Source organism: Salarchaeum sp. III, assembly GCF_036418315.1.
Lineage (GTDB): Archaea > Halobacteriota > Halobacteria > Halobacteriales > Halobacteriaceae > Salarchaeum.
Genome location: NZ_JAZHPG010000009.1, coordinates 1 through 11,509, shown reverse-complemented (window position 1 = coordinate 11,509; position 11,509 = coordinate 1). Strand labels below are relative to the sequence as shown.

The window sequence follows — 11,509 nt, the reverse complement described above, 5'->3', positions numbered from 1 at the left end:
CGTCGCTCACCACGACATCGCGACCCACGGCGTCCGCGACCGCGTCCATCGTCACGTCGTCGGGCGTCCCGCCGAGGCCGCCCGTGACGATGACCGCGTCGAACCGCTCGCGCCACTTCCGCGTGTACGCGGCGATGGCGTCGTGGTCGTCCGGCACGACGAGCACGCGCGTGGCGGTCGCGCCGCGTTCCGTGAGTTGGCGCGCGAGCCAGGACGCGTTCGTGTTCTCCGTCTCCCCCGCGAGGAGCTCGTCCCCGACCGTGAGTAACGCGACTTCCATACCACGGCGTGAGCGCGGCGGACGGGTAAGAGTTATCGCACGCGGTTCGTCGCGCGCCGCATCCGCTCGACGGCCTCCTTGATGTTCTCGACGCCGTTCGCGTACGAGAGCCGTGCGTATCCCTGGCCGCGCTCGCCGAACGCCTCGCCGGGGACGGCGACGACGCCCTCGTCCATCACGGCGTCCACCCAACCGTCCGGCACGTTCGGGAACGCGTAGAACGCACCGGACGGCGTCGGCACGTCCAGGCCCATGTCTTCGAGGCCGTCGAGAAGCACGTTCCGCCGCTCCTCGAACGCATCAACCATCTCGTCAACGGGGTCCTGGGAGCCGGAGAGCGCGGCTTCGGCCGCGTACTGGGCGGGAGCGCTCGCGCACGCCTGCACGTACTGGTGGACGCGCACCATGCGGTCGACGCGCCGCTCGCTTCCCGCGACCCAGCCGAGCCGCCAACCAGTCATGGAGTAGGTCTTCGAGCACGCGTTCACCACGACGACGTTGTCCGACTCCGCGAACTCCATCGGACTCCGGTGTTCGCCGTCGAAGACGATGTGTTCGTACACCTCGTCGCTGATGCAGAGCACGTCGTGCTCGTCGGCGATGCGCGCGAACTCCCGCATATCCTCGGGCGGCGACACGGCCCCCGTGGGATTGCCGGGGCTGTTCACGACGAACGCCGCCGTGTCGTCCGTGATGTACTCTTCGACCGTCGCGGGATCGAGCGTCAGGTCGTCCCGCAGGGGGAGCGGCACCGGGTCGCCGCCCGCGAGTTTCGTGAGAGCGTCGTACGCGACGAACCCGGGGTCGGGGAAGAGCACTTCCTCGCCAGCATCGACGTGCGCCTCCAGCGCCAGGTGGAGTGCTTCGCTCCCACCCGCGGTGGCGACGACGCCCTTTTCGGGCACCGTGACGCCGTTGTCGCGCTCGTGTTTCTCCCGAATCGCCTCCCGGAGTTCGGGAATCCCGTAGTTCGACGTGTACCCGTCCGTCTTCCCGGCCTGGATGGCGTCAACGGCGGCGTTCCGCGCGTGCTGTGGCGTCGGAAAGTCCGGTTGGCCGATGCCGAGGTTGATAGCGTCCTCGCTCGCCGCCTCGAACACTTCCCGGATGCCGCTGATAGAGATGGCTTCGACGCGCTCGGAGAACTCCGTCATACGTACGGACGCGGCGAGAATCCGTATAAACCTACGGCTTCAGGAACTGCGAACAGGCGGTAACTCTCTTCGTGGTCGTGCCAGCGTCACCGCCGGTTTCGCGCTCCGACACGACCCTGCTCGTCAATACATGGCCACGACTGGCCGCGCTCTCACTGATAAACGTTCGCCGTCAACGAAACAGCCACCACGTGTTCTCGCGCGGAGCGCGAGATTCTCGGTCGCCGAAGGCGACCGCCCTTTTTCGTGCAGCGTCAGAGCTTCGCTCTGACTAGCTCCCCCTTGCTCACGGCGTCGCCGTTCGCTCACGGGAGCAGGGTTTTGCCGCGAGCGGTCAGCGCGCGGCGCTGACCCGAGCGGGAAAACGGTTCATTGGAACATCCGCATCGGCTGGGCCTGACTGGACTCCTCTTCGGCGGCCTGCTGCATGCGCTGGGCGAGTTTCTCTTTCTGCTCGCGGATCTCTTCGGCGCGGTCGACGAGTTCGTCGGTCGCGACGTCGATGCCGACGATGGGTTCGATGCCGTTGGAGATGAGTTGGTTCGCGGCGGCGGGGTCGGGAAACTGGGGGTCGCTCTCGACGACCAGACCGACTGCGTCGAGGTGGGTTTCGCCGGCGCGGTTGAGGAGCGCGCCGGTGGGGCCGCCGACGACACCGCGCTCGGGTGGGGTGGGGATGTCCTGTTCGTCGAGGAGGCTGGCGGCGTCGCCCGTGGAGACGCCGTAGATGTCGGGGACTTCGTCGGGCGTCTGGTCCTCGACGGGGAGGCCGCTGAGGTAGAGTGGGGTGGCGTCCACATCGGTGAGCCAGTTCGTGACGCTGTCGGCGAAGTCGACGGCGGCGGTGCGGGAGACGGGTACGTCACTCTGGAGGGCGAGGAGGTCGCGTTCCTCGTCGGCGTAGATGCGGACGGGTGGTTCGATGCCGCGCTTGTTCTCGTCGTAGATGGCGACGCGGGGGATGCCGTCGGCGTCGATGCTGGCGACGTACTCCATGCCGAACTGGTCGACGAGGAGGTCGGTCGCTATCTTCCCGACGAGACCGACGCCGGGCAGTCCTTCCACGAGCATCGGGTCGTCGAGGGATACGTCCGTTTTCTCGCGAACTCGAGCCATACGCGGACCGACGAGGGGTGGCTACATAATTCGTGGGGCGGAGACGAAACGCATTAGCGCGCGCTCCCCCACCACGCTAGCAATGGAGGCGCTGCGGCGGTACGAGCCGATCATCGACGACTTCGAGGCGTTCCTCGACGCGTGCGAGCGCCCGCTCCCGACGGTGGTTCGCGTGAACGGAATCACGGGGAGCGTGGAGCGCGCCGTGGACGCGTTCGAGGCGGCGGGCGTGGCGGTGACGCGCCGCGACTGGAGCGACCGCGTGCTCGAACTCGACACGGAGAAACCGGGGAACACGTGGCCGTACGTCCACGGCTGGGTGCACGGCCAGGAGGAGGTGTCGGCGATTCCGGCGCGCGTCCTCGACCCCCAGTCGGGCGAGGCGGTCTGGGACACGTGCGCGGCTCCCGGCAGTAAGGCGACCCAGCTCGCGGACCTGATGGACGACACCGGACTCCTCGTGGCGAACGACGACAACCTCGGGCGGCTGTCCGCGCTCCGCGGGAACGCGGACCGGCTCGGCGTGACGTGCGCGGCGGTGACGAACGCGGACGCGCGCCGGTTCGACCCGAGCGTGGTGGACGTAGACGAGTTCGACCGCGTGCTCGTGGACGCGCCCTGCACGTGCGAGGGGACGATTCGGAAGAACCTCGACGCGCTGGACGAGGCGAGTCCGAGCGCGAGCCGGAACCTCGCGCGACTTCAGGCGGACATCCTGCGGCGCGCCGTCGAACTCACGCGCGACGGCGGCACCGTCGTCTACTCGACGTGCACGTTCGCTCCGGAGGAGAACGAGGCGGTCGTGGACGCGGTTCTCGGCGAGTTCGACGACCTCTCCGTCGAGCCGTACGGCATCGCGCTCGACCACGACGACGGCCTCACCGAGTGGAACGGGGAACAGTACGACGAGTCGCTGACGAACGCGAAGCGCTTCTACCCGCACCAGAACGACACGGGCGGGTTCTTCGCGGCGAAACTCACGCTATGAGAGGAAACGACAGCACGCAGTTCGACCGACTGCCCGAAACGGCCGACGACCGCGAGGTCGAGGGCCGGCCGTCCCGGGAGTCCGTGGTGGAGTGGTGGACGGACCGGTTCGGCGTCGCTCCGTCGCTGTTCGACGGGTACACGTTCTGGGAGAAGGGCGCGGGGCGGGTGTGGGCGCTCCCGGCGAACCCGGAGCCGCCGGTCCCCGTGGAGGCGCTCGGACTGAACATCCTGCGCACGCGCCAGGAGCACTGGAAGCCGACGACTGCGGGCGTTCAGCGGTTCTGTCAGGACGCCACGCGGAACGTCGTGGAACTCGACCGCGAGCAGGCGGAGCGGTTCGTCGCGGGCGAGGACCAGGACCTCGACTGGGACGGTGACTGGGGGTACCTCGTCGCCGCACACGAACTCGCGGGCGACATCGAACCCATCGGCGTCGGCCTGTTCACGTACGGGACGCTTCAGTCGATGGTGCCGAAGGGCCGCCGCCGCGAGTTCTAGCGCTCCCGCAGGGCGCCGCCGCCGAGTCCCTCCCAGGCGACCCGGTAGCCGAGTTCCGCGAGCACTGCGCTCGCGTCCGAAATCCCGTACTCGTCGAGTACATCCTCGGCATCGCTGAACGCCATCCCGGCGTCGAGGTCGTCCGCGAGCGCGTCGAGCACGCGCGGCCGGACGAGCGTCCGCCCCACCTGGCGGTGCTCAGGGCACTCCACTTGCTCAACTGCGTCCTCGCTCACACCGTGTTCGTCCGCGAGCGTCGAGAGGGTGACCACGTCGGCGTCCGGTCGGAGTTCGTCGGGGAGCGATGCGGCCGCCGCGTCCACGAGGTCGTCCTCGTACGCGCGCAACTCCTGCACAACGTCCTTCACGCGGACCGACCCGGTGTACGGAATCGCGCGGTGGTCCCGGAGTTCGATGTCCTCGCCCGCGCCGAGGGACTCGTCCACCGCGACGAGCAGTTCCTCGTCCACCGCGTCCAACTGCTCTAGTTTCTTCTCGACGTACTCCGGCGTCCAGAACCCCATAATCTCGAACAGCACCTCGAAGTCCGCGTGGTCGTACTCGAACGCGAAGTCCGGAATCATCACGCGGTCGCCCGCGTCGAGCACGTCGGGTTCGCGGACGAGCGTCCAGTCGAGGTCGAGGCTCTCGAACGCCGCCGCGAACTCCCGCTCGACGCCGCTGTCGTAGGACACGTCGGTGACGGGTTCGACGCCGGGCGCGCGCAAGGGGTCGTCGCTCGACAGCGCCAGTCGGCGTTCGGTGCCGCGGTCGTCGATGGTCGCGTCGAGCTGCCACTCGTCGGCGTCCACGACCGCCCGCAACACTCTGGCGAACTGCGTGCCGTAGCGTCTGGTCGCGCGGAAGAGCGCGTCCGGGCCGGTGAGGACGACTTCCCGGCCGTCGTCGGTTTTCACGATTTCGTACAGCAACCCGAGGCGCTTCACGGCTGAGACGAGTCCGCGCGGGTCGCTCGTCCGCACCCGGACCTCGGTCGCGTCGAACAGCGCCGTCTGCGCGAGCGAGAGGTTGTACTGCGCCACGAGTTCTTCCGGCGTCCAGCGTGCGTCCACAGCAACGAGGACCTGCCGGGACTCCCGGTCCGCGTACAGCGACCGGTCGAGCGCGTCCGCGTCGGTGTCGAGGCGGTCCGCGGCCTGTGCGAGAGCCGTCTCACGCTCGCCCTCGGTGACGACGCCCACGTCCTCCGCGGCGCGGAAGGCCGCGCGGCGGGCGCGCTCCGGGTCCACGTCCGCCCGCGTCTCGAACGTCGCGTCCCGCTCCACGAGCGCCGCGAACCCTCGAACGAGCTTGAAGTCCTCGCTCTCGCGCTCGAGGTCGGTGAGCGCGCCCTGCACGGACTCGCGCGGTTTCCCGACGTGCCCCTGGTAGGTGCCGAGCACGCGCGCCGCGAGCGACTCGCTCCCCAAATCCGCGAACCGGGGCTGGTAGCCGCCGCCCCGGCGCGACACCCGTAGCAGGTCCTTCGTCAGCACGCCTTCACGTACGCCGGGGACGGGTAAAAGGCTGACAGAAAGTATTTTCCGCGGAGGCCGGAACCCACTCGTATGAACCGACGCGCGTTCCTCCGGCGCGGCGCGGCCGTGGCCGTCGCAGGCGGCCTCGCCGGATGTACGTCCGGTGAGGGGTCCGAGTTCGCGCTCTCCACGCACGGCACCACAATCGTCGAGATGGAGGACGGCCGACTCGCCGTCGAGGTCACCGTGACGAACACCGGCGACACCAGCCAGTCCGGCATCGTCTACGTCACTGCAAACATGAACGGCGAGAAGTCCGTCGAACTCCGGCAAGTGACGCTCGACGCGCACGCCACCCGCACCGTCACCGTGCCTTACGACATGCAGTACGGCGAGGTCGGGTCGTTCAGCGCGAGCGCGACCGTTCGCCGCGCCGACGACGGCGACTAGCGCCGCCGCGCCGCCACTCGCTCTTCGGCCGTGTCCTCGGAGACGAGTTCGTAGAGCAGCGCGCGCCCGCCGTCCGCTTTCGGCCGGAGCACGCGCCCCAATCGCTGGGTGAACTCGCGCTCGCTTCCGGACCCCGCGAACACGACGGCGACGTTCGCGTCCGGCACGTCCACGCCCTCGTCCAGGACGTTCGCCGTCACCACCCGCGAGTAGTCGCCGCGCCGGAACGCATCGAGGACGCGCCGCCGCTCGGACGCGCCCGTCTCGTGCGTGATGGCGGGAATCAGGTAGCGCTCGCTCAGCCGGTAGACGAGGTCGGTCGACGCCGTGAACACGATGATTCTATCCTCCCTGTGCCGGCCGAGAATCGTCTCCAGCTTCCGGACTTTGTTCTCCGACTCCTGGACGATTTCGCGGGCGCGCTGTTTCGCCAGTAGCGCCTCGCGGGCCTCGGGGTCGCTCCCGGAGCGCTTCACGAGTTCCTGATAGTCGCTGCCCGACCGGAACTGGATGTTCGACGATTCCAGGTAGTCCGTGAACGTCCCCTGTGCGTCCTCGTAGCGCTCGCGCTCCTCGTCAGTGAGCGGAACCGACCGACGCTTGATGTCGTAGTCCGCGAGGTGCGTGCCCGCCAAATCGTCTGCTGAAAGCCGGTAGACGACGGGGCCGACGAGGTCCTCGATGACCGCGTGCTCGCCGTCCGGGCGTTCGAAGGTCGCTGTCAGACCGAGGCGGGCGGGCGCCGCGAACAGCCGGCCGATGTCCCGGAACCCCTCGCCACCGAGGTGGTGGACCTCGTCGAGGACGAGCAGGCCGAAGCGGTCGCCGAGGTCGTCCGCGCGCAGGTACGCGGAGTCGTACGTCGCGACCGTGAGGTCCTCGACCTCCTGCTCGCCGCCTCCGAGTTGGCCGACGGGCACGTCGAACTCGGCTTCGAGTTCCTCGCGCCACTGCACGAGCAGGTCGACCGTGGGAACGACCACCAGCGCGCTCCGCGCGACGGACTCGATGGCGTTCAGGCCGATAACCGTCTTCCCCGACCCGGTCGGGAGTTCGATGACGCCGCGGCGGTCGGCGTCCCGCCACGCCGAGACGGCCTCGCGCTGGTAGTCGCGGAGTTCGTACGCGGAGGAAACTTCCAGCGGGGCGTCGCGGAGCACGTCGTCCTCGTACGCGACTCCGGAGTCCTCCAGGGCTTTCCGAATCGCGGCGTACCGGTACGCGGGCGCGCGGCCGGTGTCGGTGCGTTCGTCCGACTCCACGCCCGGCAGGTCGCGGTCGCTCGCGCCCTCGACGCGCACCGTGCCGTCCTCGAAGGCGAGTCGAGTCACTGCGCTCGCTCGTCCTCGTCGCTCGTCTCGTCCGCTTCGTCCGCGAGCGCCTGCGAGAACGCGAGGGAAAAGGAGATGCCCATCGCGACGCCGACGCCCATCCAGAGCGCGAGGTTGTCGAGGGCGACGCCGAGGGCGACGCCGATGGAGAGGCCGACGGCGATTCCCGCGCCGACGCCCGCTGCGGTGAACTCGGGGTCCGTATCGCTCATACCCCATCTGGGGCGCGCCGGCTAATGGGCCTTTCTCGTGGCGTTCTGAAATCCTTATACGCGAGCGCGGTCCAGACACGGAGTATGAGTGACGAGGAAGCCACCAGCGCCGACGAGCCCGCTCCCGACGCGGACGACGACGCCGCGCCCGAGCCGACGCTCGCGGAGCGCGTGGCCGAGTACGACGACGCGCTGGCCGCCGAAGTCGAAGCGCTCGCCGCGGAGGCGGCGGAACTCCGCGCCGAGAACGAGGAACTCGAATCCGAGGTCGCGGACCTCGAGGAGCGCGCGCAGCGCGTGCAGGCGGACTTCCAGAACTACAAGAAGCGCGCGAAGAAGAAGCAGGCGCAGATAGAGGAGCGCGCGACCGAGAGTCTTGTTGAGGACATGCTGGACGTGCGGGACAACCTCGCGCGGGCGCTGGAGGAGGACACTGACGACGCCGACTCGCTCCGCGAGGGCGTGGAGATGACGCTCTCGGAGTTCGACCGCGTGCTGGAGAACGAGGGCGTCGAGGAGATCGCTCCGGACCCCGGGACGGACGTGGACGCGAACCGCCACGAGGTGATGATGCGGGTCGAGAGCGACCAGTCCGCGGGGACTGTCGTCGACGTCTATCGGCCCGGCTACGAGATGGGTGGGAAGGTGCTGCGGCCGGCGCAGGTCACCGTCGCCGACGAGTAGCCTACCGCTTCGACATAAAGGTAGTGACGGCGGGCCGTGGAACGCTCCGAAACGCTTGTTTTCGAGGAGTACGGCGGTCGTGGTAGGCGTTCACACTAGCAAGGTTTAAACGAAACGCGCGGCTTATTCGCTACCAAGATGGCTAGCGAGAAAATTCTCGGTATCGACCTCGGTACCACGAACAGCGCGTTCGCCGTGATGGAGGGAGGCGACCCCGAAATCATCGTGAACGCTGAGGGCGACCGCACCACGCCCTCCGTCGTCGCGTTCGACGACGGCGAACGCCTCATCGGCAAACCCGCGAAGAACCAGGCCGTCCAGAATCCGGAGCAGACCGTCGCGTCCATCAAGCGCCACATCGGCGAGGACGACTACACGGTCGACCTCGACGGCGAGGAGTACACGCCCGAGCAGGTGTCGGCGATGATACTCCAGAAGATAAAGCGCGACGCCGAGGACTACCTCGGCGACGACATCGAGAAGGCCGTCATCACCGTCCCCGCGTACTTCAACGACCGCCAGCGGCAGGCGACGAAGGACGCCGGTGAAATCGCGGGCTTCGAGGTCGAGCGCATCATCAACGAACCCACCGCCGCCTCGATGGCGTACGGGTTTAACGAGGGCGACGAGAAGACGATTCTCGTCTACGACCTCGGCGGCGGCACGTTCGACGTTTCTGTCCTCGAAATGGCCGAGGGCTACCACGAGGTCCTCGCGACGAACGGCGACAACGACCTCGGCGGCGACGACTGGGACGAGGCCATCATCGAGTGGCTCGCGGACGAGTTCGAGGACGAACACGGCATCGACCTCCGCGAGGACCGCCAGAGCCTCCAGCGCCTCAAGGACGCCGCCGAGGAGGCGAAAATCGAACTCTCCAGTCGGAAGGAGACGACTATCAACCTCCCGTTCATCACGGCGACGGACTCCGGCCCAGTCCATCTGGAGAAGGACCTCACGCGAGCGAAGTTCGAATCCCTCACGAGCGACCTCATCGAGCGGACGGTCGGCCCGACGGAGCAGGCGCTCGCCGACGCGGACCTCTCCAAGGACGACATCGACGAGGTCGTGCTCGTCGGTGGGTCCACGCGGATGCCGCAGGTCCAGGAGCAAGTCGAGGAACTCGCCGGGCAGGAGCCGAAGAAGAACGTCAACCCCGACGAGGCCGTCGCGCTCGGCGCGGCCGTGCAGGGCGGCGTGCTCTCCGGCGAAGTCGACGACATCGTCCTGCTCGACGTGACGCCCCTGAGTCTGGGAATCGAGGTGAAGGGCGGCCTGTTCGAGCGCCTCATCGAGAAGAACACCACCATTCCGACCGAGGCGTCGAAGGTGTTCACCACCGCCGCCGACAACCAGACCTCGGTGCAGATTCGCGTCTTCCAGGGCGAGCGTGAAATCGCCGAGGAGAACGAACTCCTCGGCGCGTTCCAGCTCTCCGGCATCCCGCCAGCGCCCGCGGGAACGCCCCAGATCGAAGTGACGTTCAACATCGACGCCGACGGCATCGTGAACGTCGAAGCCGAAGACCAGGGGTCGGGCAACAAGGAAGACATCACCATCGAGGGCGGCGCGGGTCTCAGCGACGACGAGATCGAGCGCATGCAGGAGGAAGCGGAGAAGCACGAAGAAGAGGACGAGGAACGCCGCGAACACATCGAAGCCCGGAACGAGGCCGAGTCCGCGGTGCAGCGCGCGAACAAACTCCTCGACGAGAACGAGGAGATGGTGGACGACGACACCCGTGAGGAAGTCGAAGCCGCCATCGCCGATGTCGAGGACGTGCTCGACGACGAGGACGCGTCCACGGAAGACCTTCAGTCCGCCACCGAAGACCTGACGGAGACGCTTCAGGAGATCGGGAAGCAGGCCTACCAGCAACAGCAGGCGCAGGCCGGCGCGGCCGGCGGCGCGGGCGCTGGCGGGATGGGCGGCATGGGCGGCCAGGCCGGCCCCGGCGGCATGGGCGCGGAAGGCGGTGACGGCGAGGAGTTCGTCGACGCCGACTTCGAGGACGTTGACGAGACGCAGAGCGACTCGTCCGACGACGAGACGACCGACGAGGACAACTAACTATTCCCGTATTCGCCAGCATCGATGACTGAGAGCTACTACGACGTGCTCGGGGTGAGTCGGGACGCCGACGAGTCCGAGATAAAGCAGGCGTACCGGCAGCAGGTGAAGAAGTACCACCCCGACGTGAGCGACGAGCCCGACGCGGAGGAGCAGTTCAAGAAACTCCAGCAGGCGAAGGAAGTGCTGACGGACGACGAGAAGCGTCAGGCGTACGACCAGCTCGGCCACGAGCGGTTCACGCAGGCGGAGAAGCGCGGCGGGTTCGACCAGGACGGCGGCGCCGGCGGCATGGGCGGCGCCGGTGGCCCGTTCGGCGGTCAGGGCGGTGCTGGCGGGATGAACGACATCTTCGACCAGTTCTTCGGCGGGATGGGCGGACAGGGCCGCGGCGGCCCCCAGCCCGGCCAGGACCTCCGCACCCGCCTCAGTATCGACCTCGAGGACGCCTACGAGGGCGTCGAGAAACAGGTGACGATCCGACGACCCGAGGCGTGTCCCGACTGCGGCGGGTCCGGTCATCCCGAGGACGCCGACGTGCGGACGTGCCCGGAGTGTAACGGTCAGGGGCAGACGACGCGCACCCAGCAGACGCCGCTCGGGCGCGTCCAGCAAACGCAGACGTGTCGGCGCTGCGGCGGCGACGGCGAACTCTACAGCGAGAACTGCAGCACGTGCAGCGGCCAGGGCGAGGTCGAACGCGACGCCACGCTCACCGTGAACGTCCCCGCCGGCATCCGGAGCGGCCAGACCCTCCGCATGGACGGCGAGGGCGCGCCCGGCGACCGCCGCGCGCCGAACGGCGACCTCCTCATCGAGGTCGACGTCGACGACCACCCGGACTTCGAACGCGACGGCGACGACCTCCACCACCGCCACGCCATCAGCTTCCCGCAGGCCACGTTTGGCGACACCATCGAGGTCCCCACCGTCACCGGGAGCGCCGAGTTCGACCTGCCGGGCGGGACCCAGAGCGGCGAACGCTTCCGCCTTCAGGGTAAGGGAATGCCGCACCTCCGCGGCCGCGGCCACGGCGACCTCTACGTCACCGTTCAGGTCGTCACCCCCGATAGCCTCAACGAGGAACAACGCGACGCCCTCGAAGCCTTCGCCGAAGCCGGCGGCGAAGAAATCGACGTTGACCAGGGGTTCTTCGAGAAACTCAGAAGTTCCTTCTAACCCACCTTTTTACCCCGGGGGTTTCGCCTTCGGCGAACCCCCGCTTGCAAAACCTGTTCCCGCGAGC

The 11,509-nt window shown here is 68.2% G+C and carries 12 protein-coding genes; 6 read left to right on the top strand and 6 right to left on the bottom strand.

Going from position 1 to position 11,509, the window contains the following annotated elements; genetic code table 11:
- The 3 genes from U3A55_RS00530 to U3A55_RS00520 all read right to left on the bottom strand — a co-directional run.
- The coding region (locus U3A55_RS00530; protein ID WP_330989563.1) for a molybdopterin-binding protein at positions 1 to 280 on the bottom strand (280 nt) is incomplete at its 3' end.
- 32 nt (positions 281 to 312) lie between these two features.
- Positions 313 to 1,434: a pyridoxal phosphate-dependent aminotransferase gene (locus U3A55_RS00525; protein ID WP_330989562.1), complete on the bottom strand. Its 1,122-nt coding sequence runs from the start codon at positions 1,432 to 1,434 to the stop codon at positions 313 to 315.
- A 369-nt stretch (positions 1,435 to 1,803) separates the two neighbouring features.
- Complete coding sequence (locus U3A55_RS00520) at positions 1,804 to 2,550, bottom strand: proteasome assembly chaperone family protein (RefSeq protein ID WP_330989561.1); 747 nt, start codon at positions 2,548 to 2,550, stop codon at positions 1,804 to 1,806.
- Between the two features lie 82 nt (positions 2,551 to 2,632).
- Between U3A55_RS00520 and U3A55_RS00515 the strand changes: the two genes are divergently transcribed.
- Positions 2,633 to 3,538: an RsmB/NOP family class I SAM-dependent RNA methyltransferase gene (locus U3A55_RS00515; RefSeq protein WP_330989560.1), complete on the top strand. Its 906-nt coding sequence runs from the start codon at positions 2,633 to 2,635 to the stop codon at positions 3,536 to 3,538.
- Positions 3,535 to 4,038 (top strand): DUF7122 family protein, encoded by a 504-nt coding sequence (locus tag U3A55_RS00510; protein WP_330989559.1) that lies wholly within the window; start codon positions 3,535 to 3,537, stop codon positions 4,036 to 4,038. The genes U3A55_RS00515 and U3A55_RS00510 overlap by 4 nt, the downstream gene beginning before the upstream one ends.
- On the opposite strand, the gene U3A55_RS00505 is transcribed toward U3A55_RS00510, so the two are convergent.
- Positions 4,035 to 5,534, bottom strand: coding sequence for a DUF790 family protein (locus U3A55_RS00505; protein ID WP_330989558.1), 1,500 nt, complete (start codon positions 5,532 to 5,534; stop codon positions 4,035 to 4,037). The genes U3A55_RS00510 and U3A55_RS00505 overlap by 4 nt on opposite strands.
- Positions 5,535 to 5,606: 72 nt before the next feature.
- On the opposite strand from U3A55_RS00505, the gene U3A55_RS00500 reads away from it, so the two are divergent.
- Positions 5,607 to 5,966 (top strand): hypothetical protein, encoded by a 360-nt coding sequence (locus tag U3A55_RS00500; RefSeq protein WP_330989557.1) that lies wholly within the window; start codon positions 5,607 to 5,609, stop codon positions 5,964 to 5,966.
- On the opposite strand, the gene U3A55_RS00495 is transcribed toward U3A55_RS00500, so the two are convergent.
- Both U3A55_RS00495 and U3A55_RS00490 read right to left on the bottom strand, forming a co-directional pair.
- Positions 5,963 to 7,297, bottom strand: coding sequence for a DEAD/DEAH box helicase family protein (locus U3A55_RS00495; protein WP_330989556.1), 1,335 nt, complete (start codon positions 7,295 to 7,297; stop codon positions 5,963 to 5,965). The two genes, U3A55_RS00500 and U3A55_RS00495, sit on opposite strands and share 4 nt — an antisense overlap.
- Entirely contained in the window at positions 7,294 to 7,509 is a 216-nt protein-coding gene (locus tag U3A55_RS00490; RefSeq protein ID WP_330989555.1) for a hypothetical protein, read from the bottom strand. The genes U3A55_RS00495 and U3A55_RS00490 overlap by 4 nt, the downstream gene beginning before the upstream one ends.
- Positions 7,510 to 7,593: 84 nt before the next feature.
- On the opposite strand from U3A55_RS00490, the gene U3A55_RS00485 reads away from it, so the two are divergent.
- The 3 genes from U3A55_RS00485 (at position 7,594) to dnaJ (ending at position 11,442) form a co-directional block, all read left to right on the top strand.
- Positions 7,594 to 8,193, top strand: coding sequence for a nucleotide exchange factor GrpE (locus U3A55_RS00485; protein ID WP_330989554.1), 600 nt, complete (start codon positions 7,594 to 7,596; stop codon positions 8,191 to 8,193).
- A 138-nt stretch (positions 8,194 to 8,331) separates the two neighbouring features.
- Positions 8,332 to 10,263 (top strand): molecular chaperone DnaK, encoded by a 1,932-nt coding sequence (dnaK, locus tag U3A55_RS00480; protein WP_330989553.1) that lies wholly within the window; start codon positions 8,332 to 8,334, stop codon positions 10,261 to 10,263.
- Between the two features lie 24 nt (positions 10,264 to 10,287).
- Positions 10,288 to 11,442 carry a molecular chaperone DnaJ gene (dnaJ, locus tag U3A55_RS00475; protein WP_330989552.1) on the top strand — a complete coding sequence of 385 codons (1,155 nt, stop codon included), beginning with the start codon at positions 10,288 to 10,290 and terminating at the stop codon, positions 11,440 to 11,442.
- Positions 11,443 to 11,509 lie beyond the last annotated feature (67 nt).